Source organism: Pontibacter populi, assembly GCF_019336435.1.
Lineage (GTDB): Bacteria > Bacteroidota > Bacteroidia > Cytophagales > Hymenobacteraceae > Pontibacter > Pontibacter humidus.
In genome coordinates this window covers 810,807-834,882 of sequence record NZ_JAHWXQ010000002.1, presented here as the reverse complement: position 1 = coordinate 834,882, position 24,076 = coordinate 810,807, and the positions used below count along the sequence as shown (strand labels likewise).

Genomic DNA, 24,076 nt, shown 5'->3' with positions numbered 1-24,076 from the left:
TATGACAGCAATAGAATTTAGCAACGTAATACAACGAGTTGCTCAGTCTTTGCGGCCTGTGGCTTTTAACCTCACCCGCGATACTGACGATGCAAAAGACCTGGTACAGGAAACCGTTCTGAAAGCTTTGATGAACCGCGAGAAGTTTAAAACAGGAACTAACCTGAAGGCCTGGCTTTATACCATCATGCGTAACACGTTCATCAACAACTATAACAAAATAACCAAGCGCAGCAGCAACATCGACAGCTCAGAGTACCTGCAGTACCTGAATACTGACGAAAACTACATCACCCAGAACAAAGGCACAGCAACTTTCGTCATGAACGATATTAACAAAGCCATTGCCAGCCTTAACGAAGAGCATCGTACCCCTTTTATGATGTACTATGTGGGCTACAAGTATACCGAGATCGCTGAAAAACTGCAGATCCCGATCGGGACAGTAAAAAACAGGATTCACATAGCGCGCAAAGAACTGAAGCAATCGCTTAAAGTTTACCAGCAGAACTAACAGATAACACAAGCGCCTGAATTCCTTTTATGAATGAAAAAAATATAATTGTAATTGGGTCAGGTTTCTCCGGATTATCCGCGGCTACCAGTTTGGCTAACCAGGGTTACAACGTAACTGTACTTGAAAAGAACAGTACGCCTGGTGGCCGCGCTCGTAGTTTTACTGCACAGGGTTTCACATTTGATATGGGCCCCAGCTGGTACTGGATGCCCGATGTGTTCGAGTCTTACTTCCGGAAGTTTGGTAAAAGTACGGCAGCTTACTATGATCTGGTCAGGCTCGATCCGTCCTACACTGTAGTTTTCGGGGAAGATGATTTTGTAGATGTGCCTGCCTCTTTAGATGAACTCAAAGCCCTTTTTGAGAAGTGGGAGCCAGGCAGCGCGCATCAGCTGGACAGGTTTCTGGAGCAGGCTGCTTACAAATATGAAGTTGGTATAAACCAGCTGGTTTACAAGCCGGGCCGTTCCGTTACCGAATTTATAAACCTGCGATTATTGCTGGATGTACTCAGGCTGGATGTTTTTCAGTCTTTCCATAAACATATCCGGCGTTTCTTTTCTCACCCGAAGATCATCAAACTGATGGAGTTTCCGATACTGTTTCTGGGAGCTCTGCCTGAAAATACACCCGCCCTTTATAGTTTAATGAACTATGCTGATATCAGCCTTGGTACCTGGTACCCGATGGGTGGTATGCATAAAATTATAGAAGGCATGGTACAGTTGGCAGAAGAGAAAGGAGTAACGTTTAAGTATAACCAGGATGTACAGAAAATTATAGTTGAACACAGTGAGGCTAAAACTATAGTTACTTCTACCGACGTATTTGAAGCCGAAGTTATAGTTGCCAGCGCTGATTACCATCATGTAGAAAAGAACCTGTTGCCTGCGCAATACCAAAGCTACTCGGATGAATATTGGAATACGCGGGTGATGGCACCATCTTCTCTGATCTTTTACCTGGGCATCAGTAAGCGTCTGAAAAAGCTGCACCATCATAATTTGTTCTTTGATGAAGATTTCGGACCGCATGCCAACGAAATCTACACCAACCCGGCGTGGCCAACGAAACCCTTATTTTATGTATCGGCACCATCTGTAACCGACCCAACTGTAGCACCTGAGGGCTGCGAGAACCTGTTTATATTGATACCGGTAGCGCCAGGGCTGAAGGATACTGAAGAAGTTAGAGAGAAATACTATAACCTGGTGATGGACAGGCTGGAGAAACTGACGAACCAGGAGATACGCCCCTTCGTAAGTTACAAGCGCAGTTACGCACACAACGATTTTATACAAGATTACAATGCTTTTAAAGGTAATGCCTATGGTTTGGCAAACACCCTGCTCCAAACCGCGCTTCTGAAGCCCAGCCTTAAAAGCAAAAAAGTAAAGAACCTGTTTTATACCGGCCAGCTTACAGTTCCGGGGCCAGGGGTGCCGCCAAGTCTTATATCAGGGCAGGTAGTAGCCAATGAAGTCGCAAAAGAATTTAAAGCACCTGTTATAGTTTAATCAAGTACTTAACGCCTGCCTATGGATTTATTTAAACAGACCTGCCTGAAATGCAGCAAAGTCTTTACTGAAGCTTACAGCACATCGTTTACGCTGGGCATCAGAACGCTGCATCAGAAATTCCACTTCCCGATTTATGCCATTTATGGTTTCGTACGCTGCGCCGATGAGATTGTAGATACTTTTCATGAACATAATAAAAAGGAGTTACTGCAGGAGTTTAAAGAACAAACCTATAAAAGCATAGCGACAGGCATCAGCCTGAACCCCGTACTGCATGCCTTTCAGTGTGTGGTAAATGAGTATAAAATCGACCTGGAGTACATCGAGGCCTTTCTGAGAAGCATGGAAATGGACCTGGAAGAGCAGCAATACGACCACCAACTATACGACAACTATATTTATGGCTCAGCCGAAGTTGTAGGGCTGATGTGCCTGAAAGTGTTCTGTGAAGGCGACGATACCATGTTTGAGCGCCTGAAAGGATCAGCCTGTAGTTTGGGATCAGCCTTCCAGAAAGTAAACTTCCTGCGCGACATGCAGAGCGACTACCTGGACCGTGGCCGCGTATATTTTCCGAAAGTAGATTTTAAGCAATTCGATAACATTAGTAAGTCAGAAATTGAAGCCGATATCTGCAAAGATTTTGAAGACGCTTACAAAGGGATTATGGAATTGCCCCGCACAGCCCGCCTTGGCGTGTACCTGGCGTACAAGTATTACCTGAAGCTTTTCCGCAAAATACAGAACCTGCCGGCAACCCACATTCTCACTGAACGCGTAAGAGTACCTGATAACACAAAACTGGCGCTATTGGTCAGTTCATATCTCAGGTATCAACTAAACGCAATTTAATGAGCAGACTTTTACTATTCATCCTTCTTATAGTGTGCATGCCGGCAGTTCAGGCTGCAAAAGCTACAAACTATAAATTGTCTGAACTCCGTGTAGAATATCTGGCTGCCAGTAAAGATGAAGACGCTGCAAAGGAGTTTTATGCCAAAATGGAAAAGTACACTGGACAGGAGCCGGTGGTTTTAAGCTATAAGGCCGCCTCAGAAGCTGTAATGGCAAAGTATGTCTGGAATCCATATTTTAAAATGAAGCACCTGAACGCTGCCATGGACTTGTTTGAAGAAGCTGTGTCGCTGAACAGGGAAAATCCCGAGATCAGGTTTCTGCGCTTCATAGTGGAGTACCACATCCCGGGTTATCTTAACATGAGTCAGCACATGGTTGAAGACAAAGCTATAGTTATTGAAGGCTTGGTGGAACACCCGAAATCCGGAATAAATACGGCACTTGCCCAGACGATGCGAAATGTACTGTTAGAGAAAGAACGCTGCACTCCGGAAGAAAAAGAGCTGCTAAAAAGCCTGAAAATATAATGGCTAATGAAGAATGAGTAATGATTAATTCCACACATTCGTAATTCATAATTCATAATTCATAATTAAATAAAGTGTACATCTATCTATACCTGAACATTTTTACGATCCTGTTTCCGCTGCTCTTATCTTTTGATAAGAAGGTGGCATTTTACAGGAACTGGCCGGCTTTGCTGCCTGCTATACTCGTGAATGCGGTGTTATTTATAGTTTGGGATGTACAGTTTACAAAAAACGGTATCTGGGGATTTAACGAAGAATACCTGACTGGTATTTACCTGTTCAACCTGCCCCTCGAGGAAGTTCTTTTCTTTATCACCGTGCCCTATGCCTGCGTTTTTATCTATGATGTACTCAATGCCTATATCACCAGAGATCTGCTGCAGCCTTATGTCAAAACTATAGCCTTAGGGTTGATGGTTGTGTTGCCAGCTATAGCTGTGTTTAATATGGCAAAGTGGTACACGTCTATCACGTTTATGCTGCTCGCAATTTTGCACCTGGTACATTTACGTTATTTCGGTACAAGGTATCTTGGGCGTTTTTACCTGGCGTACCTGGTGCATCTGCTGCCATTTCTGATAGTAAACGGTGTGTTGACTTATCTTCCGGTAGTGTGGTATAACGATAACTATAACCTTGGTTTGCGCCTTGTTTCTATCCCCATTGAAGATACCATGTATTCTATGCTGATGCTGCTGTTAACTATCTCTATGTATGAGGGTTTGCGTGATAAGTTGAGTTTAAAACAATATCAGCCATCAGCTGTATAATCTGTATATGCAGCGCCTTAACGTAACCATCGATTCTAACTCCGGATTTTGCTTTGGGGTAGTGTATGCCATCCAGATGGCTGAAGATATCCTGGACGAGAAAGGCTATTTGTATTGTCTAGGCGATATTGTACATAACGATGAGGAAGTGCAACGTCTGCAGCACCGCGGCTTACGGATAATAGACCACACACAATTCAGGGAATTGCAAAACGAAGCTGTGCTGATCAGGGCGCATGGCGAGCCACCTGAGACGTATCAGACTGCCTTAAACAATAACCTGACGCTGATCGATGCCAGTTGCCCGGTGGTATTAAAACTTCAGAACCGTATCAAATCCTCATACGATAAAGACGACCGCATTTTTATTTATGGCAAACACGGCCATGCAGAGGTGCTGGGGCTTTTAGGGCAAACAAATAACAAGGCTGTTGTTTTCGAGAATATAGATGAACTGCTTCAGCATGAGTTGCCCTCTAAAATCACGCTCTACAGCCAGACCACCAAAAGCACTGATAATTTCTATAGTATCAAGGATCAGCTCGAAACCAAAGGGTATGAAGTAGATGCTAATGACACTATTTGCCGGCAGGTTTCTAATCGCGATAAAGAACTCCGTAAGTTTGCTGCGCAGTTCACTAAGATCGTTTTTGTGTCAGGTACCAAGTCATCCAATGGAAAGGTGCTGTACCAGGTGTGCAAGAACACCAATCCGGATTCGTACTTTATTTCGAAAGCAGAAGAGTTGCAGCAGGACTGGTTTAAAGCCGGCGATACAGTTGGTATTTGCGGAGCAACATCTACACCAATGTGGCTGATGGAGCAGGTTAGAGATAGTTTGCTTAAACTTGAAGTATAAACAGGTTCTGCACGAGCGCACATGCCAGCTTTAAAAAGAGATACCCGTGGGATTGTAATTGCAGCAACTATAGTTTGTTGCTGGGTTGGATTGCTGGTTTTTCTGCTGACCAACTATACTATAGATTTTGCCTCGCCGCTGCCTTACCTTTTCATGCTGGTGCAGATGCACTTATATACCGGCCTTTTTATTACTGCCCACGATGCCATGCACGGCGTTGCTGCCCCCGGCCGGCCGAAGCTTAACCGAACTATAGGAACTATAACGGCTTTTCTTTTTGCCTATAACTGGTATCCACGTTTACTGCCACGCCATCACCAGCACCACAAGCATGTAGCTACCGAGCAGGATCCGGATTATCATCAGGGCTCCTTCTGGCCATGGTATGTTAGTTTTCTAAAGCAATACATAACATGGTGGCAGCTTCTACTGATGGCCATAACATTTAATGTGCTGAAGTATTTTTTCCCGGTGGAGAATGTGATTATGTTTTGGATGTTGCCGGCCGTATTTGCTACGTTTCAGCTCTTTTACTTTGGTACCTACCTGCCACACCGTGGCGAACACGAAGCCGATAATCCGCATAAATCAGGAACGCAGCGTAAAAATCACTTATGGGCATTTCTGAGCTGCTATTTTTTCGGGTATCACTACGAGCATCACGATAAACCCTACCTGCCCTGGTGGCAATTATACAAAGCAAAGATTCGCTGAAAATAGCTACATTGAAATAGTCGGATATTTTAATGTAGCAGGGTGTAACAGTGGGTATCTGGATTGCGTATGACTAGCAACTTTGCCTGAACCTTCATCAACTCGTTTTAATCCTTATCAGCAGCTTTATGCGCCAATCTATAGTAGTTTCTTTTGCTTTGCTGTGTTTCTTTGTTTTAGCCAGTTTTAACGGCTATGCCGATGGGTATAAACGTGCCACCAGCAAAGATCCCAATACCTTTGTATCAGGCATAAGCTTTGTCTGGCTATCGGAGTTTGACAGCCAGGGACTTATGTTTCATAATAAGTTTAGCCATTACCTAGGCGAGCGCGTGGCAGTAGGTCTTAACCTTGGGTTGCTCACTGCTTCCCGTTACGACAAGGGCAAAGAGATCTATTCCATTAAAAACACCTTTTACATGGGCGGCTTAGAAACCAGCGTCGATCTGATACAGAAAGAAACTATAAACCTGCGTTTAGGAGTAGGAGGGGCGGCAAGGCACCGTTCTGAAATTAACTCTGATGCCGAAGAAGGTACTGTAGACGGATCGGTTGCTCACATTCGTACGTCAGATATCGGTTTTAATGGATTTATGGAAAACGATTTTAACTTCCTGAGAAGCGGGGTAGCCGGCTGGCGGATTGGGTATAATTACTATACAAATGGTACTCCCATATTTGCCATTGGCGTGCATGTCGGGTTCAAATTTTAGATAAACGATACGATCAAACTATAAACTAAAAAGGGGAGCTGCAAAAGCTCCCCTTTTTAGTTTATAGTTGTCTGTTTCTGTTGGTTTTATAGTTGATTCTGCGCTGGAGGTAGAGTGTTTTTCCCTGTTTCACAGCTATAGTTGTTAAGCCACCAGCGCAAGAGTGCTGCTGTTTTTGCTAACCTGTTTATAGTTAGTGTATTACTTATAATTGGCAAACTTTGCCCTCTTTCCCCACGCTTTCGGGTAAAGTCTTCCACTTTCCCCCACGCCTCCCACTTTCTTCCACTTTTACTGTGGAAATCCACACCACTTGCCGGTGATGATTTTGTGTTATGGCTAACAAATTGATTTATAGTCTTTTACACTTGCTGTGCCTCGTATAATAGTGGATTACATTCAAATATTCAAATATAGTTATACCCAAAGTGGGTTGATACGTATGTGGATAATGTGGATAAGTGGTGTGGATTACCGTAATTTATCCACAAAGTGGTAAAAAGTGGGAGATTGTGGTTGCGGAGTTTTGTTGAATCGTTACATTTGTATACTCCGAAAACTATACGGACCAATTAAAGAAAAACATGAACTTCCTGTCTGGCGAATTTGAATGCAAAATTGACCCAAAGGGAAGGTTAGTTTTACCTGCAAAGATAAAAGCTAACCTGCCGGAGGCGTCTGGCAATCATGTGGTGCTGATGAGGGGTTTTGAGCCTTGCCTGGTATTATACCCAAAGGCAGAGTGGAAAGTGATTTACGATAAGGTGGCCGGCCTGAATGAGTTTAACGAAGAGTACCGTCATTTTCAGCGTAACTTCTTTAGAGGTAACACTGAGATTGAACTGGACGGAACAGGGAGATTTGTGCTGCCACGTACTATGGCCCGCTTCGCTGAACTGGATAAAGAGGTAATTATAGTTGGTCTGGGTAACCGTGTAGAGATCTGGAACCCGGATAAATATGAAGAGTTCCTGATCAAGGATCAGCAGAATTTCTCGCAGCTGGCGCAGAAGTTCTTAGGAGATAAAGAAGAAAAGGAGCCGTTGCTGTAATGGAATACCATCGCCCCGTAATGTTGGAAGAGTCGGTTGATGCCCTGGCAATAAAACCCGACGGTGTGTATGTAGATGTGACCTTTGGTGGTGGCGGACATTCAGCACTTATAGTTAGCAGGCTTACAACCGGTAAGCTCTATAGTTTTGACCAGGACCGGGATGCAGAAGAGCAGTCGAAGAAGCTGGAGGGACCAAACTTTCAGTTTGTGCGTGCCAACTTCCGCGACCTGAAAAAGTACCTGCGCCTGCATCGTGTAAAAGAAGTGGATGGCATTTTGGCTGACCTTGGTGTTTCATCGCACCAGTTTAACGAAGGCAGCAGAGGTTTTTCTACCCGCTTTGACGGCCCGCTGGATATGCGCATGGACTATGATCAGGGCAATTCGGCGAAGGAAGTAGTAGAGAATTACTCTGAAGAGCAGCTGCACCGCATTTTTGGCATATACGGCGAAGTGAAAAACGCCAAAACATTGGCCAGAACTATAGTAGAACAACGGGCTCGCAAGCCGATCGAGACGATAGAAGACTTTAAACAGGCAATACGTTCCTGTACGCCGAAAGGCAAAGAAAATAAATATCTGGCGCAGGTTTTCCAGGCGCTCCGCATCGAAGTAAACGACGAGATGAAGGCGCTGGAAGAGATGCTGGTACAGGCAGCCGAAGTGCTGAAACCGGGCGGACGATTGGCAGTGATCTCTTATCATTCTCTCGAAGACCGGTTGGTAAAGAACTTTATAGCCAAGGGCAAGTTTTTCGGGGAAGTTGAGAAAGACCTGTTTGGTAACGAAATAAAACCGCTGGATGCAGTCAGCCGGAAACCGGTGGTGCCAACAGAAGAAGAATTACTGATTAACAGTCGCTCCAGGAGCGCAAAGCTAAGAATAGCAGCGAAAAGAGATTTAGATGATTAAACACCTGGCTTAATAAGCCGAATTTTTTAAAAGTGTAACTATGGCTTCTAACCTTATGACTAAGAGAGCAAGCGCACCCAGAGCAAACACGGTGCGTCTGAAGCCAGAAGAGGAGGCTCCAAAGCCGAGAAGGCGTAAAGGTTTCAGTATCTTTGGGTTACTGGAAAAATATGCCAACGTTGATGCTCTTTTTGAAGAAGGTGTACCCCTTAAGTATCTTCCCCGCATTTTATTTTTAACACTGCTCACGCTATTCTATATCGGCAATACCCATTACGCCGAAAAAACCATCCGCAGAATAGACAAGGTTAAGGTTGAAACCGAAGACCTGCGCGCCGACTACACTACCCTGAAGTCGGATTACATGGAGGCCAGCAAGCAATCAGAAGTTGCCCGTAATGTGGCTCCGCTTGGCCTCGAAGAAAGTTCATCTCCACCCTATCAGGTTATCGTTTCGGAAGATGAATATTAAGAAATCCATAGTACTGCGTGTGCGGGTAGCCTTTTTGGTTATCTGTTTTTTTGCGTGCGCTATAGTTTACAAGATCTGTGTAATCCAGATCACGGACGGCGAAAAGTGGAAAGCGATCTCTAAAGAGCGCCGCATTTATTACCGGCCGGTTTTTGCCACGCGTGGTAATATTTACTCCGATAACGAGAGTATTATGGCAACGTCGCTGCCGTTTTACCGCGTAGCTTTTGACCCTACAATTGCCGATGCTCAGGCCTTTAACGCAGGCATAGATTCTCTTTCGATGTTGCTTTCGCGTTTTTATGGCGATAAGTCTGAGGATTATTATCGTCGTAAGATCAAGAATGCACGCCACGCCGGACGTCAGTATATCCGTCTGAACAGCCGACAGATCAACTACCAGGATAAAAAGATGATGGCGAAATGGCCGGTCTTCAGAGGTGGTAAAAACAAAGGCGGGGTAATTTTTGAGAAAGTAGAAAAGCGCTTTAAGCCATTTGGTATGCTGGCAGAGCGTACCATCGGTTTTATAAATGAAGATAAGAACGGAGCCGGACTGGAGTATAGTTTTAACAACAATCTGGCCGGTACGGATGGAGAAGCACTTTTTGAACGCATTGCCGGAGGTAGCAAGCCTATTTATGATGGCACCGAAGTTAAGCCACAGCACGGATACGATATCAAAACAACGATAGATATTAACCTGCAGGACGTTGCAGAAAATGCCCTTTACAAAGCCCTTGAGAAAACAGATGCCGATTATGGTACTGTGATCATGATGGAAGTAAAGACCGGTGAAATAAAGGCAATGGCTAACCTGGGTAAAACCAAAGGCGGCTACATTGAAGACTATAACTATGCTGTTGGAGCTCAGGGGCGTACAGAGCCGGGTTCTACCTTTAAGCTTGCTTCCATGATGGCCTTATTTGAATACGCTCCGGAGGTAAACCTGACTGATACTATTGATACCGGTGACGGAAGATACCGCATTAAAGATACATACATGACCGATGCCAAGATCAACGGTTATGGTAAGATCACTGTGCAGCAGGTGTTCGAGAAGTCTTCTAATATCGGGGTTGCCAAGCTGATGGAGACGCACTTTGGTAGCAACCAGCAGGCCTATGTGGATTACCTGGATAAATTTGGTCTTGGTAATACGCTGGGTTTTCAGTTAGATGGCGAGGCCCGTCCGTTCATAAAGCACCCTCAGGACAGAACCTGGTACGGTACCACGCTTACATCTATGGCTATTGGATATGAAACCAAATTTTCGCCGCTGCAAATACTGGCTTTGTATAACGCTGTTGCCAACAATGGTACTAAGATCCAGCCGATCATTGTAAAAGAGATCCGCAAGGCAGACAAAGTGGTTCAGTCTTTTAAAACGCGTGTGTTGGTTGAGAAAGTTTGCTCCGATGCTACGCTGAAAAAAGTACGAGGTATGCTGGAAGGAGTGGTAGAGAATGGAACTGCCAGAAACATTAAAAGTGCTGACTACACTGTAGCTGGTAAAACCGGTACAGCCCGTAAGGTAAAGGAGGGCAAATACGTGCGGGAATACTCCACTTCTTTTGCAGGTTACTTCCCGGCTGATAATCCAAAATACAGTTGCATTGTGATCATTGACAGCCCGAAAGGGGTGAACGTGTATGGTTCGGATGTAGCTGCGCCTGTTTTTAAAGAACTGGCCGACAAAGCCTACGCCCGCGATCTGGAAATGCATAAGTCGCTGCGTGAGCGTGTAACACCAAATAAAGAAAGTCTGCCTTTGGTAAAAGCCGGTAGCCTGGATGATCTGTCTACGATCTGCAATCGTCTTGGCATCAGTAATCACCCTAAAACGACAGACGAAGAATGGGTGAAAGTACAGCCGGGCCGCCGCTCACTGGATTTTGTTCCGAACCCAGTTCTGGATGGAAAAGTGCCTGATGTGGTAGGTCTAACGCTACGTGATGCCTTGTTTATTCTGGGTAATCAAAACCTGAAAGTGAATGTTCAGGGGGTAGGCAAACATGTACAGAAACAGTCGTTGGAGGCTGGGTCAACGATAAGTAAAATTAAACAGATAACTATAGTTTTAAGCTAATGCAGTTGCTGCAGACATTATTACACAACGTTCAGGTACTGAACACGATCGGCTCGCTTGATGTGCCTGTTGAAAGTATAACTTTTGACTCACGTAAAGTGCAGGCAGGTGTGTTGTTTGTTGCGGTGCGCGGAGTGCAGGCGGATGGTCATGCTTATATCACAAAAGCCGCTGAAGCAAATGCCGTAGCTATAGTTTGCGAAGAACTGCCGGAGGAGAAAAACCCTGCCGTTACCTATGTGATGGTTAACAACAGTGCAGAAGTTTTAGGACAACTGGCTTCCAATTTTTACGATAACCCTTCGGCCAAACTGCAGTTGGTAGGTGTTACCGGCACAAATGGCAAGACTACATCCGTAACCCTGCTGCATAAACTGTTCCGCGAACTTGGGTACCATGTAGGCTTGCTTTCAACGGTACAGAACCAGATTGACGAGGAGATTATTCCGGCTACGCATACTACACCAGATGCTGTAACACTTAATGAGCTGCTGGCAAAGATGGTAAAGGCCGGTTGCACGCATTGCTTTATGGAAGTGAGTTCGCATGCGATGGTACAGCAACGTGTTGCCGGGTTAACCTTTGCAGGTGGCGTTTTTACAAATATCACCCACGATCATTTAGACTACCACGGAAGTTTCGACGAGTATATTAGAGCAAAGAAATCATTCTTTGATATGCTGCCGAAAGGCGCTTTTGCTTTGGTGAATGCCGATGATAAACGTGGTTCGGTGATGGTGCAGAATACCAAGGCCGGCATCCACGAATTCTCGCTTCGCAAAGCCACAGAGTTCAAGGCCCGCATTATTGATAACACCATTCAGGGCTTACACCTGGACATAGACGGAAACGAGATCTGGTGCAAACTGATCGGTGCTTTTAACGCTTACAACCTGCTGGGTGCTTATGGCGTGGCTGTGTTGTTAGGCGAAGATCCGACGGAGACTTTAACGGTTCTTTCTGCCCTCGATTCAGCAGCTGGCCGTTTCGATTACATCGTTTCTGACGCACAGATAACCGGAATAGTGGACTATGCGCACACGCCGGATGCGCTGGAAAATGTATTGAACACGATTCAGCAGATCCGTACGCCGTTGCAGAAAGTAATAACTATAGTTGGTTGTGGCGGTAACCGCGATGCAGCCAAACGCCCGGTTATGGCAGATATTGCCTGCCGCCTGAGCGACAAAGTTATCCTGACTTCGGATAATCCGCGCTTTGAAGAGCCGCAAACTATACTGGCCGACATGCAGAAAGGTGTGAAGCCACTGGACTATAAAAAAACATTATCGGTGCTGGACCGGAAAGAAGCGATTAAAACAGCTTGTATGCTGGCCGAGCCGGACGATATCATTCTGGTTGCTGGGAAAGGCCATGAAACATACCAGGAAATACAAGGGGTAAAATATCCTTTTGATGACAAGCAGGTGCTACAGGAAACCTTTCAGCAACTGGGGAAATAAAACGAACTACATCTTTTAGCCAAGAGTAACGAATAAATTTAAATGTTATACTACCTCTTTACTTACCTTGATAGGGAATATGATCTGTTTGGAGCCGGCGTGTTCCAGTACATTTCCTTCCGTGCAGGTATGGCCGTTCTGGTATCGCTGCTGATCGCGATGATTTTTGGCGGTAAGCTGATAAGAGTATTGCAGCGCAAGCAGGTGGGTGAAAGCATCCGCGACCTGGGTCTGGAAGGACAGCTGGAAAAGAAAGGTACGCCAACTATGGGCGGTCTGATCATTCTGTTGGCTATTCTGGTTCCTACACTTTTGTTTGCAAGACTTGATAACATCTACATTATCCTGATGCTGGTGTCTACCGTTTGGTTAGGCGCTATCGGCTTCCTGGATGACTATATCAAGGTTTTCAAGAAGAACAAGGAAGGGCTGGCCGGTCGTTTCAAGATTCTGGGTCAGATCGGGCTAGGGCTTATAGTTGGCCTTACGCTTTATTTTAACGACGATGTGGTGGTACGCCAGTACATCTTTGCTGATGGCGGAACCTCGGCTGTAAATGCATCCAAGCAATATGTGGATGTGCACAGCATGATCACCACGATACCGTTCCGCAAAAACAACGAATTAGATTACTGCAACCTGTTCTCATTTGCCGGTCCGCTTTTCCAGGGCTGGTCTTGTTACCTGTACATTCCTTTTGTGATTCTGGTTATTACAGCGGTATCAAACGGGGCTAACATTACAGATGGTATTGATGGTCTGGCAGCAGGTACTTCGGCAATCATTGGGCTAACGCTGGCAATTTTTGCCTGGGTATCAGGTAACACTATTTTCGCCGATTACCTGGATATCATGTTCATTCCTAACTCCGGTGAGTTGACCATTTTCTGTCTGGCTTTCGTGGGAGCATGCGTTGGTTTCCTGTGGTACAACACCTACCCGGCGCAGGTATTTATGGGCGATACAGGCAGTTTATCCATTGGCGGTATCATTGCAGTACTTGCACTTATAGTTCGTAAGGAGCTGCTTATACCTATCCTTTGCGGCATTTTCCTGGTCGAGAACCTTTCAGTGATGCTACAGGTGAGTTACTTTAAGTATACCAAAAGGAAGTATGGCGAAGGCCGCCGCATCTTTAAAATGTCACCGTTACACCACCATTACCAGAAGCTGGGTTACCACGAGTCTAAAATTGTTGGCCGTTTCTGGATTGTGGGCATCATGCTGGCGATTTTAACACTGGCAACTTTGAAACTTCGCTAATCAGAATAAAAGAGAAAAATGAAGATAGCTATACTTGGAGCGGGAGAAAGTGGCGTTGGAGCCGCATTACTGGCACAGGCCAAAGGGCTTGACGTGTTTGTGTCGGATATGGGGCAGATCAAAGTCGAGTATAAAGCAAAGCTGGCAACAGCAGCCATACCATTTGAAGAAGGCACACACACCCTAACCAATATTCTAGATGCTAACGAAATCGTTAAAAGTCCTGGCATTCCTGATAAAGCTCCAGTTATACAAGAAGCAGCCAAAAGACAGATACCGGTCATTTCTGAAATAGAGTTTGCAGGCCGCTATACCGATGCAAAATTCATCTGCATTACCGGCACCAACGGTAAAACAACCACTACACTGCTGACTTATCACCTGTTAAAAAGTGCCGGCCTGAATGTTGGCCTGGCAGGTAACATAGGGGAGAGCCTGGCAGAGAAAGTGATCGATAACAAGCACGATTACTACGTGGTGGAGTTAAGTAGCTTTCAACTGGATAACATGTATCAGTTTAAAGCGCACATCGCTGTTCTCCTGAACATTACGCCGGATCACCTGGATCGCTATGGCTATAGTATGGAAAACTATGCAGCCTCAAAACTGCGGGTAGCCCAGAATATGACGGGCAGCGATTATTTCATCTATAATGCAGATGACCAGAATATCAGAAAGACATTCAATTCGGCTGCATTTGGCGGTACAACTATACCATTCTCGTTGGAAGGCGCAGTAGGCGCTAAAGTGTATTTTGAGGGATCAACTATAAAACTGGATATCAACTTCTTTGAAGGAAAGGTGGATGCATCTAAATCCAGCCTGATCGGGAAGCATAACCAGTACAATACCATGGCAGCTGCCGCGGTTGCAAAACTGCTCCAGGTATCTGACGAAACTATAGCCCAGGCATTGGAAACATTTCAGAATGCCGATCACCGTTTGCAGTTGGTGGGCGTAGCCAAAGATGTAAGCTACATAAATGACTCAAAAGCGACCAATGTGGAAGCAGTTTGGTACGCCCTGGAAGGCATAAAGCAACCGATTATCTGGATTGCAGGCGGTGTGGACAAAGGCAATGACTATAGTACGCTGGAAGAACTGGCCCGTGAAAAAGTAAAAGTACTGATCTGCCTAGGCAAGGATAATAAAAAACTGGAGCGTTCTTTTAACAAGGTGGTTCCGATCATTGCTGAGACAGACTCGATTGAATATGCCGTGCGCATGGCAAAATTACTGGCTGTACCCGGAGATGTAGTGTTGCTTTCGCCAGCTTGCGCCAGTTTCGACCTGTTCAATAACTATGAGCACAGAGGGCAGCGCTTTAAAGAAGCGGTTGATAAAATAGTTTTAAAGAAATAAGCATAACAATTTTTAGCCAAAGGTTATGGTAAAGCAGTGGTTACAGAAAAACCTGAAGGGCGATCCTGTATTGTGGGGTATCGTTCTGATGTTCTCGCTTTTGAGCGTGGCGGTGGTGTATTCTGCCACAGGTACGCTTGCCTATAAATCGCATGAAGGCAATACCGAGTATTTCCTGCTGAAACACTCGGCACTGATCTTTCTGGGCTTGGCGTTCATGTGGGCTGCACATAAGATCAATTACCGTTATTATTCCAGGTTATCGCTGGTGGCGTTGGTGCTTTCTGTACCGTTGCTGCTTTTTGCCTTTTTCTGGGGTTCTAACATCAACGATGCTTCGCGCTGGATCACGATACCGGTTATTAACCAGACATTCCAGCCTTCGGATTTAGCAAAGCTGGCCCTGATCTCTTACCTGGCAAGTATGCTGGCCAAAGTACAGTTACAGGTAAAAGACTGGCGTAAAACGCTGGTCCCGATGATGATCTGGACGGTGGCAATCTGCGCTTTGATCGCGCTGACGAATACATCAACAGCTGTTTTGCTATTTGCTACTTGTATGCTGCTCATGTTCATCGGTCGTGTGCCATTCAAGTACCTGGCTACAGTTTTCGTGATCGTAATTATAGTTGGTGGCGGAGCACTGGCAGTTGGCCAGCGATTAGGTACAGCGGTTAGTCGTGTAGAAGCTTTCCTGGATAAATCGGAAACACCTTTCCAGTTAGAGCAGTCTTACATTGCTATTGCCACAGGTGGTGTGGTGGGTAAAGGCCCTGGAAACAGCGATCAGCGCGACATCCTTCCGCACCCTTACTCAGATTTTATCTTTGCAATCATTTTAGAAGAATATGGTTTGATCGGAGGGGCTGCCGTGTTGTTCCTTTACCTGGCCTTGCTCTACCGTGGCATGGTTACGGTGGTAAATAGTACAGGAGCCTTCGGAGGCTTACTTTCTGCCGGCTTAAGTTTTAGTTTGGTGATACAGGGTATGATCAACATGGGCGTAGCTGTTGGCTTAGGTCCGATCACCGGTTTGCCGTTGCCGCTCTTAAGTATGGGTGGTACATCGTTGATTTTTACAGGCATTTCGCTGGGGATTATCCTTAGTGTGAGCCGCACCGATAGTGAATTTAAAAGTGCAGCCGTTGGTGCTGCAGCAGGTATAAATGCTAAAGTACCGGTAAATGCCTAATACGCACAGACCATATCGCATCATTATCAGTGGCGGTGGCACTGGCGGACACATTTATCCGGCAGTCGCCATTGCTAACCAGATCAAGGCTATCAGTCCAAAATCTGAGATATTGTTTGTGGGCGCCAAAGGCCGCATGGAAATGACGCGTGTGCCGGAAGCAGGTTACAAGATTGTAGGGCTCTGGATCAGTGGTTTGCAGCGCCGGTTAACCCTGGATAACCTGTCATTCCCGCTGAAAGTGCTTTCAAGTATACGGGCATCACACAAAATCATAAAGGAATTTAAGCCAGATGCTGTAGTTGGCGTGGGTGGGTATGCCAGTGGGCCATTGTTATATGCTGCCACAGCTAAAGGTATTCCGTCGCTTATCCAGGAACAGAATTCCTATGCGGGCATCACGAATAAGTTACTGGCAAAAAGAGTCGGAAAAGTATGCGTGGCTTATGAAAACATGGAAGGTTTCTTTCCGGCAGAGAAGCTTGTACTGACCGGCAACCCTGTTCGCCAGGATATACTGGACATAACTGAGAAAAGGAGAGAAGCACTTTTGCATTTCGGCCTTACATCAGAAAAGAAAACAATACTGGTAATTGGCGGTAGTCTTGGTGCCAGAACTATAAACCATAGTATTGCCGGTGGCCTGGCGCAACTGGCAGAAGCTGGATATCAGCTGATCTGGCAAACTGGCAAAGGGTTCTATACTGAAGCCAAAGAACTGGAAGCAAACTATACAGAGAAAGGCATCCGTGTTTTTGACTTTATCAAGCGCATGGACCTGGCCTATGCTGCCGCTGATATAGTTGTTTCCAGAGCGGGTGCGCTGTCGATCTCTGAACTATGCCTGGCTGCAAAACCATGTATACTGGTACCTTCACCGAATGTGGCGGAAGATCATCAGACTAAAAATGCGATGGCCTTGGTGCAGCAGCATGCGGCCATACTGGTGAAAGATGTAGAAGCGGCGCAGAAACTGATTCCGGCAACCTTGCAGCTGGCACAGGATGAGCAGGAGCAGAAGCGGCTTTCTGACAATATAAAGAAAATGGCACGCCCTAATGCGGCGGCCGAAATTGTGAACGAACTTGTAAAACTGATAAAGTGAGACTGGAAGACTACAGGTATATCTACTTCTTAGGCATTGGCGGCATTGGTATGAGCGCTATTGCCCGGTGGTTCCATGCCAAAGGATTCCCGGTTTGGGGTTACGATAAAACCAGAACTCCGCTTACCGAAGCACTGGAGCAGGAAGGGATTATAGTTCATTACGATGATGACATGGCAAACCTGCCACAGGAAATTCTGGAGGATAAGGAAAATACACTGGTCATCTTAACTCCTGCGATTCCTGCCGAGCATTCCGAATGGAATTACCTGAAATCACAGGGCTATACTATAAAAAAACGCTCTGAGGTATTAGGCATCATTACAGCAAATGCCTTTACAATTGCCGTAGCCGGTACACATGGCAAAACTACTACTTCGTCTATGGTTACGCACTTGTTGCACCATGCCGGCGTAGATGCTTCTGCCTTTTTAGGGGGTATTGCTACGAACATTAATTCTAACCTGCTGATCAGTAAAGGAGAGCGGGAGCAGGAACTGGTAGTAGTGGAAGCAGATGAATATGACCGTTCTTTCCTGACCCTTTTTCCGGATATTGCAATCGTAACTTCCGCAGACCCAGACCATTTGGATATTTATGGTGATGGCGAGGAACTGATACGTACATTTCAGAGGTTCATGAGTCAGATAAAACCAGGCGGCTACTTGTTACTGAACAAAAATACAGATCCACGATTAACAGCTCAGATTCAGCCTGGTGTGCATGTTATTTCCTATAGTTTAGACTCCGGAGATGCTCATATTCAGAACCTTAGCATTGATGGTCGTTGGTTCAAATTTGATGTGGTAAGCCCGCTTCATAACATAGGTTCGCTGCAACTGGGAGTGCCTGGTTTTCATAATGCGGAGAACGTGCTGGCAGCCACCCTTGCCGCGCAAATTCTGCAGGTGCCTGAAGATCAGATACGTAGTGGCGTTGAGTCTTACAAAGGTGTAAAGCGTCGCTTCGAATTTGTGTACGAAGGCAATGGAAAAGTATACCTCGATGACTATGCACACCATCCGAAAGAGATCGATGCGTTCATGTCGTCGCTGCGTGCGCTGTACCCGAACAAAAGAATTAAAGTGATATTTCAGCCACACCTTTTCACGCGTACCCGCGACTTCGCACATGAGTTCGCAGAGAGCCTGAGTAAGGCAGATGAAGTGGTGTTACTGGATATTTACCCTGCCCGCGAAAAACCTATTCCAGGCGTTACTTCAGCAATGCTTTTGGAGCGGATTTCATGCCCTGCAAAATCGTTGATAAGCAAGGCTGAAATTGTGGATAATTTAGCTCTGAACACTGATTTTGACGTGTTGGCAACCGTTGGAGCAGGTGATATTGATACATTAGTGAAGCCTATCAAAAATATTTTAGAAAAAGTGTAGCATGGGCTTGAATAGTAAAATAAAATCTTTAATTTTTGCAGGTTGTAGCATCGTTACAATCGGAGGCTTAGCGGGCTTTGCCAATTCTAGACAAAATGAAAAAATTTGTCAGAAAGTGGCAATAAAAATTGATAATGAGTACAATAATTACTTTATTGGGGATAAGGAAGTAAAGGACTTACTGACCCGCGACGGAGATCGAAAGATTGAAGGTGTTTCCAATAAAAATATTGACCTGAAGAACCTTGAAAAACGCATCGAATCACACAAATTTGTGGCAGATGCAGATGTTTATCGGGGACTGGATGGCAATATCCATGTGCAAGTAAAACAGAACAGGCCTATTGCAAGAATTATACGACCAGATCAAGATGTATACATCGATTTAGAAGGGCACATCCTGCCTCTCTCAGAAAGATACACCGCTCGTGTAATCCCAATTACCAAATCGGCTCTTTTAAAACCTCTTAACCAGGAGTTTTTCCAGGATTCGGTTGGCCAGAACTACCTTTCACTACTTCAGTTCATTGAGAATGATGAGTTTTGGAAAGCACAATTAGCCCAGATGCATATAGATGGCAAGGGTAAAGTTTCTTTTTTGCCGCAGGTTGGCGACCATACGATAGAGTTTGGCAGGCCGGCAAATGCAGAGCAGAAGTTTAAGAAACTAATGATCTTTTATAAAGAAGTGCTGCCTGTGATGGGGTGGGACAAATATAAAAGAGTAAATGTAGAGTTTGAAGATCAGATAATTTGCGAATAAATATACAGATATGCAGAACGACAAAATAGTAGTAGGCTTGGACATTGGCACAACCAAAGTTTGCGCACTTGTAGGTCGGAGAAACGAGTATGGTAAGCTGGAGATCCTGGGAATGGGAAAAGCAGCTTCTGAGGGGGTTGTGCGTGGTATGGTCAGCAATATCGATAAAACGGTAGAAGCGATCAGAAAGGCAGTAAGCCAGGCAGAGGCGCAGGCAGACATCAACATTGGCGTAGTGAACGTAGGGATTGCCGGTCAGCATATTAAAAGTTTACAGCACAATGGCAGTATTACACGTGCCGTGACTGATAACGAGATTACTGTTGAAGACGTGAATCGCCTCACTAACGACATGTACCGTTTGGTAACACCTCCGGGGAGCGAGATCATTCATGTGATGCCGCAGGAGTACAAGGTTGATTACGAAGAAGGAATAGTTGATCCGGTAGGTATGTCTGGTGTGCGTCTGGAAGGGAACTTCCATATCATTACAGCACAGTCAAACGCTATCAGCAACATCAATAAATGCGTTACCCGTGCCGGGCTGGAAATTGATCAGCTGATACTGGAGCCGTTGGCATCCTGCATGTCGGTGCTGAGCGACGAGGAGCGTGAAGCAGGTGTGGCATTGGTTGATATTGGTGGTGGCACTACAGATATAGCGATCTTTAAAGACAATATTATCCGTCATACAGCTGTTTTACCTTTCGGCGGCAATATCATCACATCAGATATAAAGCAGGGCTGCATGGTAATGCAAAACCAGGCCGAGCAACTGAAAGTGAAATTTGGCAAAGCTATTGCAGACGAAGCTTCAGAAAATGAGATAGTTTCTATCCCCGGATTAAGAGATCGTACGCCAAAAGAGATATCTTTGAAGAACCTTGCTTTTATTATCGAAGCAAGAATGGAAGAGATAGTGGAGCTGGTATATGCCGAGATCGTAAGATCAGGATATGCAAACAGCCTGGCAGCCGGTATAGTTATTACAGGTGGTGGAGCACAGCTTCAGAACCTGGTGCAGTTGGTAGAATACATTTCAGGGATGGATACGCGTATCGGTTACCCGAATGAGCACCTTGGCAAATCGAAGATTGATGCTGTGAAGAGCCCGATGTATGCAACCAGTGTAGGCCTTGTACTTGCCGGTTTCCAGTCGCTGGATAATCGCAGTGCCGAGAGAGTATCTGAAGCACCGGAAAGAATTGAATATAAAAAGCCGGCCCCTAAAGCCGGAGGTAAAGAAGGCGGTATCATCAGTATGATAAAAGGCTTCTTATCTGATGATATAGACGACAACAAACAAAGTTATTAACCCATAACAGAGCAGGAGAAATTAGCATGAGCATGTACACTTTCGACTTACCGTCAAGCAGTAAGTCTATCATTAAGGTGATTGGTGTCGGGGGCGGTGGAAGCAACGCTGTGAACCATATGTATAACCAGGGCATTAAAGATGTTGAGTTTATCATATGTAATACCGATGCACAAGCCCTTAAAAGCAGCAGCGTTCCTACAAGACTGGCACTTGGTCAAAACCTGACAGAAGGCCTTGGAGCAGGAGCAAACCCTGAAAAAGGCAAGCAGGCAGCTCTTGAAAGTAAGGAAGAAATCCGTGAAATGCTGAGCAACGATACCAAAATGGTATTTATTACAGCAGGTATGGGTGGTGGTACTGGTACTGGTGCTGCTCCTGTAATTGCAAAAGTTGCAAAAGAGCTGGGTATACTTACAGTTGGTATAGTTACAGCTCCCTTCGGTTTCGAAGGCCGCAAGAAAAAGCAGGCTGCTGAAGATGGTGTTAGAGAACTGAGCGAAAACTGCGACACGATCCTGGTGATCCTGAACGACAAGCTGCGCGAGATGTTTGGTAACCTGACCATCCGTGAAGCATTTGCAAAAGCAGATAACGTGTTAACCACGGCTGCTAAATCTATAGCTGAGATTATTACAGTTACAGCTGAAGTGAACGTTGACTTTGAAGACGTTAAAACGGTAATGAAAGACTCTGGTGCCGCAGTGATGGGTTCTGCGATAACAGAAGGCGAAGGCCGTGCGTTACGTGCTGCCGAAGAAGCACTTTCTTCTCCGTTATTGAACAACACTGACATTCATGGTGCTCAGAAAATCCTTCTTTCAATTATGTCTGGTGAGCAGGCAGAGCTTGAAATGGATGAGTTAACTGAGATCACAGAATATATCCAGGACAAAGCCGGCCAGGAAGCTGAAGTTATCTTCGGTCATGGTATTGATTCTGACTTAGGCCAGAGCATTCGCGTTACAGTTATTGCTACAGGTTTTGCCAGCAATACCGATAACCTGATGGAGCCTAAAAAGACGGTGTTTGACCTGGAGAGCCAAAAAAAAATTGAAGTAGCTGAGCCAGCCAGACCAGAGGTTATTGAGGTAACTACATTTGTACCTAAACAGGTTGTAGCCCCAGCTCCTATAGTTCAGGCTCCGGCTCCTGCGCCAATCCCGGCACCGGTACCTGCTCCGCAGTATGAGGCAGTACGCAAGCCAGTTGAGCAGCAGCCAACCCGTATCGTGTTCGATCTGGGTGCTACAGATACACCAGAAAGCTTTTACCCGCCAAAGGCAGATGATCGTGTAGCCCGTGAACTGGAAGAGCGCGAGCTGATGAAGCGCAGACAGGAAGAGCGCCGTGAGCGTCTTCGCAGACTGAGTTCTGAGATCACAACTGAAGCTATAAAAGAGAAGCTTGAAGTTCCTGCTTACCTGCGTCGTAATGTAGCGCTGGAGTCAGTAGCGCATTCTTCAGAGCGTAACATCTCCCGCTTTAACCTGAATGATGATAATGAGATCTTAGGTGATAATCGTTTCCTGCACGATAACGTTGACTAAGTGATCAACTATAAAAACAGAAAGGGCTTCCAGTTTTGGGAGCCCTTTCTGTTTTTATACTATTCCCAAACTATAGCTATAGTTCAGGCTATACTTAGAAATTCAGAAACTCCTCCACATGCTGCTCCAGGAGTTCGTTGTATAGTTTGTTGGTAAGCTGTGTGCCGTCAAAGTTCTTTTCGATATGAGCCAGTTTAAGGCGCATAGCCATGATATGCATGCCAAGGTAGTTCAATACATCAGAGAGATGGCTAAGTGCCAGTCCGCTGCCCTGCATGCCAGATGATAAGCCTATTAAAGCTCCTTTCTTGTTTTTGAATGTATTAGGGTAGGAGAGCCCATCAATAAATGCTTTCAGCACGCCCGGGTAGGAAGAGTTATATTCAGGTACCACAAACACAAACTTATCGGAGTCGGCGATCATACCGGCCAGTTGATTGAATTGCTCATTCTTACCGGTGTTATCGTAAAGCGCGGAAACTATAAAGTCAGCAGGTAGCGCTGCCAGGTCCAGTATTTGGTAAGGCACGCCGTGCTTTTGCAAGAGCGCGGCATACATATTTACAATAGCTATACTATTAGATTCAGGCCTGTTTGTTCCTGAAATAAGTGTGATCATGTGCTATAGTTTATAGTTACTCCTTAAACCGGGAGTAGCAGGTAAGGTTATAGTTTGGTGATGTGGCAACAATATTAAGCACAAAGCGATTTAAAACAAAAAAGGCGGGAACATTGCTGCCCCGCCTTTTAAAGTCATTTAAAGCTATTAGGCTACGTGCTCTGACGTGGCTTTCGCTGAAAGATACTCTCTATTCATGATGGCAATGTTCTCAAGAGAAATGCCTACAGGGCACTCGGCAGCACAGGCACCAGTATTAGAGCAGGCACCAAAGCCTTCCACATCCATCTGGGCAACCATGTTCTCTACACGAGTTTTAGCCTCTACCTTGCCTTGTGGCAACATAGCCATCTGAGACACCTTAGCAGAAACGAACAGCATAGCTGAAGCATTTTTACAGGCTGCTACACAGGCACCACAACCAATACAGGTCGCAGCATCGAACGCTTTATCAGCGATAGACTTTCCGATCGGGATAGCGTTCGCATCCGGTACACCACCTGTATTTACAGATACATAACCACCAGCCTGCTGAATACGATCAAAAGCAGAACGATCCACGACAAGGTCTTTATGAACCGGGAAAGCAGCTGCTCTCCAAGGCTCTATAGTTATCGTATCACCATCATTGAAGTGACGCATGTGTAGCTGGCACGTAGTGGTACCACGCTCCGGACCATGCGGACGACCGTTAATGTACAGGCTGCACATACCGCAGATACCTTCACGGCAATCGTGGTCGAAAGCGATAGGGTCCTGGCCGCCACGCAGCAGGTCTTCGTTCAGCACATCCAGCATCTCCAGGAACGACATGTCCGGGGAAATGCCTTTTACAGGGTATGTTACCATACTACCTGCTGATTCTCTATTTTTTTGGCGCCAAACCTTTAGTGTCAGGTCCATTGGTTTAGCATTTGGATTACTTCCAGCCATTTCTTTTAAATTAGAAATTATAAATTATGAATTAGAAATTATTAGAAAGAAGCTCATCCTTTTATAGTTACAGCTGATCATTTCTAATTTCTCATTTCTAATTTTTAATTAT

Annotated in this window: 23 protein-coding genes; 21 read left to right on the top strand and 2 right to left on the bottom strand. The window is 45.4% G+C overall.

Going from position 1 to position 24,076, the window contains the following annotated elements; all coding sequences use genetic code 11:
* Position 1: 1 nt before the first annotated feature.
* From KYK27_RS10135 to ftsZ, 21 genes are all read left to right on the top strand, one after another.
* Positions 2-514, top strand: coding sequence for an RNA polymerase sigma factor (locus tag KYK27_RS10135; protein WP_162427031.1), 513 nt, complete (start codon positions 2-4; stop codon positions 512-514).
* 29 nt (positions 515-543) lie between these two features.
* Positions 544-2,034, top strand: coding sequence for a phytoene desaturase family protein (locus KYK27_RS10130; RefSeq protein WP_199109898.1), 1,491 nt, complete (start codon positions 544-546; stop codon positions 2,032-2,034).
* Positions 2,035-2,055: 21 nt separating this feature from the next.
* Positions 2,056-2,889, top strand: coding sequence for a phytoene/squalene synthase family protein (locus tag KYK27_RS10125; RefSeq protein WP_199109897.1), 834 nt, complete (start codon positions 2,056-2,058; stop codon positions 2,887-2,889).
* Positions 2,889-3,422: a hypothetical protein gene (locus KYK27_RS10120; protein ID WP_199109896.1), complete on the top strand. Its 534-nt coding sequence runs from the start codon at positions 2,889-2,891 to the stop codon at positions 3,420-3,422. Before KYK27_RS10125 ends, KYK27_RS10120 begins: the two co-directional genes overlap by 1 nt.
* 74 nt (positions 3,423-3,496) lie before the next feature.
* The gene (locus tag KYK27_RS18510; protein ID WP_199109895.1) at positions 3,497-4,195 is read left to right on the top strand and encodes a lycopene cyclase domain-containing protein; all 699 of its coding nucleotides are present in this window, start codon (positions 3,497-3,499) and stop codon (positions 4,193-4,195) included.
* Positions 4,196-4,202: 7 nt separating this feature from the next.
* Positions 4,203-5,054: a 4-hydroxy-3-methylbut-2-enyl diphosphate reductase gene (locus tag KYK27_RS10110; RefSeq protein WP_199109894.1), complete on the top strand. Its 852-nt coding sequence runs from the start codon at positions 4,203-4,205 to the stop codon at positions 5,052-5,054.
* A gap of 21 nt (positions 5,055-5,075) precedes the next feature.
* Positions 5,076-5,768 carry a fatty acid desaturase gene (locus KYK27_RS10105; protein WP_199109893.1) on the top strand — a complete coding sequence of 231 codons (693 nt, stop codon included), beginning with the start codon at positions 5,076-5,078 and terminating at the stop codon, positions 5,766-5,768.
* Positions 5,769-5,896: 128 nt separating this feature from the next.
* Positions 5,897-6,481 carry a hypothetical protein gene (locus KYK27_RS10100; protein WP_199109892.1) on the top strand — a complete coding sequence of 195 codons (585 nt, stop codon included), beginning with the start codon at positions 5,897-5,899 and terminating at the stop codon, positions 6,479-6,481.
* A gap of 584 nt (positions 6,482-7,065) precedes the next feature.
* Positions 7,066-7,533: a division/cell wall cluster transcriptional repressor MraZ gene (gene mraZ, locus KYK27_RS10095; protein WP_162427023.1), complete on the top strand. Its 468-nt coding sequence runs from the start codon at positions 7,066-7,068 to the stop codon at positions 7,531-7,533.
* Positions 7,533-8,447 carry a 16S rRNA (cytosine(1402)-N(4))-methyltransferase RsmH gene (rsmH, locus tag KYK27_RS10090; RefSeq protein ID WP_199109891.1) on the top strand — a complete coding sequence of 305 codons (915 nt, stop codon included), beginning with the start codon at positions 7,533-7,535 and terminating at the stop codon, positions 8,445-8,447. The genes mraZ and rsmH overlap by 1 nt, the downstream gene beginning before the upstream one ends.
* 55 nt (positions 8,448-8,502) lie before the next feature.
* Entirely contained in the window at positions 8,503-8,919 is a 417-nt protein-coding gene (locus tag KYK27_RS10085) for an FtsL-like putative cell division protein (protein WP_233150364.1), read from the top strand.
* Complete coding sequence (locus KYK27_RS10080) at positions 8,909-11,008, top strand: penicillin-binding protein (protein WP_199109889.1); 2,100 nt, start codon at positions 8,909-8,911, stop codon at positions 11,006-11,008. Before KYK27_RS10085 ends, KYK27_RS10080 begins: the two co-directional genes overlap by 11 nt.
* Positions 11,008-12,471: a UDP-N-acetylmuramoyl-L-alanyl-D-glutamate--2,6-diaminopimelate ligase gene (locus tag KYK27_RS10075; protein WP_199109888.1), complete on the top strand. Its 1,464-nt coding sequence runs from the start codon at positions 11,008-11,010 to the stop codon at positions 12,469-12,471. The genes KYK27_RS10080 and KYK27_RS10075 overlap by 1 nt, the downstream gene beginning before the upstream one ends.
* Before the next feature lie 42 nt (positions 12,472-12,513).
* A complete protein-coding gene (mraY, locus tag KYK27_RS10070; protein ID WP_199109887.1) occupies positions 12,514-13,734 on the top strand; it encodes a phospho-N-acetylmuramoyl-pentapeptide-transferase in 1,221 nt (406 codons plus the stop codon).
* A gap of 18 nt (positions 13,735-13,752) precedes the next feature.
* Entirely contained in the window at positions 13,753-15,096 is a 1,344-nt protein-coding gene (murD, locus tag KYK27_RS10065) for a UDP-N-acetylmuramoyl-L-alanine--D-glutamate ligase (RefSeq protein WP_199109886.1), read from the top strand.
* Positions 15,097-15,121: 25 nt separating this feature from the next.
* On the top strand, positions 15,122-16,288 hold the full coding sequence (locus KYK27_RS10060; protein ID WP_199109885.1) for an FtsW/RodA/SpoVE family cell cycle protein: 1,167 nt from the start codon (positions 15,122-15,124) through the stop codon (positions 16,286-16,288).
* Positions 16,281-17,393: an undecaprenyldiphospho-muramoylpentapeptide beta-N-acetylglucosaminyltransferase gene (gene murG, locus KYK27_RS10055; RefSeq protein ID WP_199109884.1), complete on the top strand. Its 1,113-nt coding sequence runs from the start codon at positions 16,281-16,283 to the stop codon at positions 17,391-17,393. Before KYK27_RS10060 ends, murG begins: the two co-directional genes overlap by 8 nt.
* The gene (gene murC / locus KYK27_RS10050) at positions 17,390-18,784 is read left to right on the top strand and encodes a UDP-N-acetylmuramate--L-alanine ligase (RefSeq protein WP_199109883.1); all 1,395 of its coding nucleotides are present in this window, start codon (positions 17,390-17,392) and stop codon (positions 18,782-18,784) included. The genes murG and murC overlap by 4 nt, the downstream gene beginning before the upstream one ends.
* Before the next feature lie 115 nt (positions 18,785-18,899).
* Entirely contained in the window at positions 18,900-19,547 is a 648-nt protein-coding gene (locus tag KYK27_RS10045) for a cell division protein FtsQ/DivIB (RefSeq protein WP_317195913.1), read from the top strand.
* A 10-nt stretch (positions 19,548-19,557) separates the two neighbouring features.
* The gene (gene ftsA / locus KYK27_RS10040) at positions 19,558-20,862 is read left to right on the top strand and encodes a cell division protein FtsA (RefSeq protein WP_162427013.1); all 1,305 of its coding nucleotides are present in this window, start codon (positions 19,558-19,560) and stop codon (positions 20,860-20,862) included.
* A 26-nt stretch (positions 20,863-20,888) separates the two neighbouring features.
* Positions 20,889-22,412: a cell division protein FtsZ gene (gene ftsZ, locus KYK27_RS10035; protein ID WP_233150363.1), complete on the top strand. Its 1,524-nt coding sequence runs from the start codon at positions 20,889-20,891 to the stop codon at positions 22,410-22,412.
* Between the two features lie 94 nt (positions 22,413-22,506).
* Here ftsZ and KYK27_RS10030 read toward each other — a convergent pair whose 3' ends face one another.
* On the bottom strand, positions 22,507-23,031 hold the full coding sequence (locus KYK27_RS10030) for an NADPH-dependent FMN reductase (protein WP_199109881.1): 525 nt from the start codon (positions 23,029-23,031) through the stop codon (positions 22,507-22,509).
* A 147-nt stretch (positions 23,032-23,178) separates the two neighbouring features.
* Entirely contained in the window at positions 23,179-23,934 is a 756-nt protein-coding gene (locus tag KYK27_RS10025; protein WP_199110229.1) for a succinate dehydrogenase/fumarate reductase iron-sulfur subunit, read from the bottom strand.
* Positions 23,935-24,076 lie beyond the last annotated feature (142 nt).

What these genes read in the sequence shown, in the direction of transcription:
- KYK27_RS10135 (WP_162427031.1), top strand. Translation starts at nt 2, where the DNA reads ATGACAGCAATAGAATTTAGCAACGTAATACAACGAGTTGCTCAGTCT.
- KYK27_RS10130 (WP_199109898.1), top strand. Translation starts at nt 544, where the DNA reads ATGAATGAAAAAAATATAATTGTAATTGGGTCAGGTTTCTCCGGATTA.
- KYK27_RS10125 (WP_199109897.1), top strand. Translation starts at nt 2,056, where the DNA reads ATGGATTTATTTAAACAGACCTGCCTGAAATGCAGCAAAGTCTTTACT.
- KYK27_RS10120 (WP_199109896.1), top strand. Translation starts at nt 2,889, where the DNA reads ATGAGCAGACTTTTACTATTCATCCTTCTTATAGTGTGCATGCCGGCA.
- KYK27_RS10110 (WP_199109894.1), top strand. Translation starts at nt 4,203, where the DNA reads ATGCAGCGCCTTAACGTAACCATCGATTCTAACTCCGGATTTTGCTTT.
- KYK27_RS10105 (WP_199109893.1), top strand. Translation starts at nt 5,076, where the DNA reads ATGCCAGCTTTAAAAAGAGATACCCGTGGGATTGTAATTGCAGCAACT.
- KYK27_RS10100 (WP_199109892.1), top strand. Translation starts at nt 5,897, where the DNA reads ATGCGCCAATCTATAGTAGTTTCTTTTGCTTTGCTGTGTTTCTTTGTT.
- mraZ (WP_162427023.1), top strand. Translation starts at nt 7,066, where the DNA reads ATGAACTTCCTGTCTGGCGAATTTGAATGCAAAATTGACCCAAAGGGA.
- rsmH (WP_199109891.1), top strand. Translation starts at nt 7,533, where the DNA reads ATGGAATACCATCGCCCCGTAATGTTGGAAGAGTCGGTTGATGCCCTG.
- KYK27_RS10085 (WP_233150364.1), top strand. Translation starts at nt 8,503, where the DNA reads ATGACTAAGAGAGCAAGCGCACCCAGAGCAAACACGGTGCGTCTGAAG.
- KYK27_RS10080 (WP_199109889.1), top strand. Translation starts at nt 8,909, where the DNA reads ATGAATATTAAGAAATCCATAGTACTGCGTGTGCGGGTAGCCTTTTTG.
- KYK27_RS10075 (WP_199109888.1), top strand. Translation starts at nt 11,008, where the DNA reads ATGCAGTTGCTGCAGACATTATTACACAACGTTCAGGTACTGAACACG.
- mraY (WP_199109887.1), top strand. Translation starts at nt 12,514, where the DNA reads ATGTTATACTACCTCTTTACTTACCTTGATAGGGAATATGATCTGTTT.
- murD (WP_199109886.1), top strand. Translation starts at nt 13,753, where the DNA reads ATGAAGATAGCTATACTTGGAGCGGGAGAAAGTGGCGTTGGAGCCGCA.
- KYK27_RS10060 (WP_199109885.1), top strand. Translation starts at nt 15,122, where the DNA reads ATGGTAAAGCAGTGGTTACAGAAAAACCTGAAGGGCGATCCTGTATTG.
- murG (WP_199109884.1), top strand. Translation starts at nt 16,281, where the DNA reads ATGCCTAATACGCACAGACCATATCGCATCATTATCAGTGGCGGTGGC.
- ftsA (WP_162427013.1), top strand. Translation starts at nt 19,558, where the DNA reads ATGCAGAACGACAAAATAGTAGTAGGCTTGGACATTGGCACAACCAAA.
- ftsZ (WP_233150363.1), top strand. Translation starts at nt 20,889, where the DNA reads ATGAGCATGTACACTTTCGACTTACCGTCAAGCAGTAAGTCTATCATT.
- KYK27_RS10030 (WP_199109881.1), bottom strand. Translation starts at nt 23,031, where the DNA reads ATGATCACACTTATTTCAGGAACAAACAGGCCTGAATCTAATAGTATA.
- KYK27_RS10025 (WP_199110229.1), bottom strand. Translation starts at nt 23,934, where the DNA reads ATGGACCTGACACTAAAGGTTTGGCGCCAAAAAAATAGAGAATCAGCA.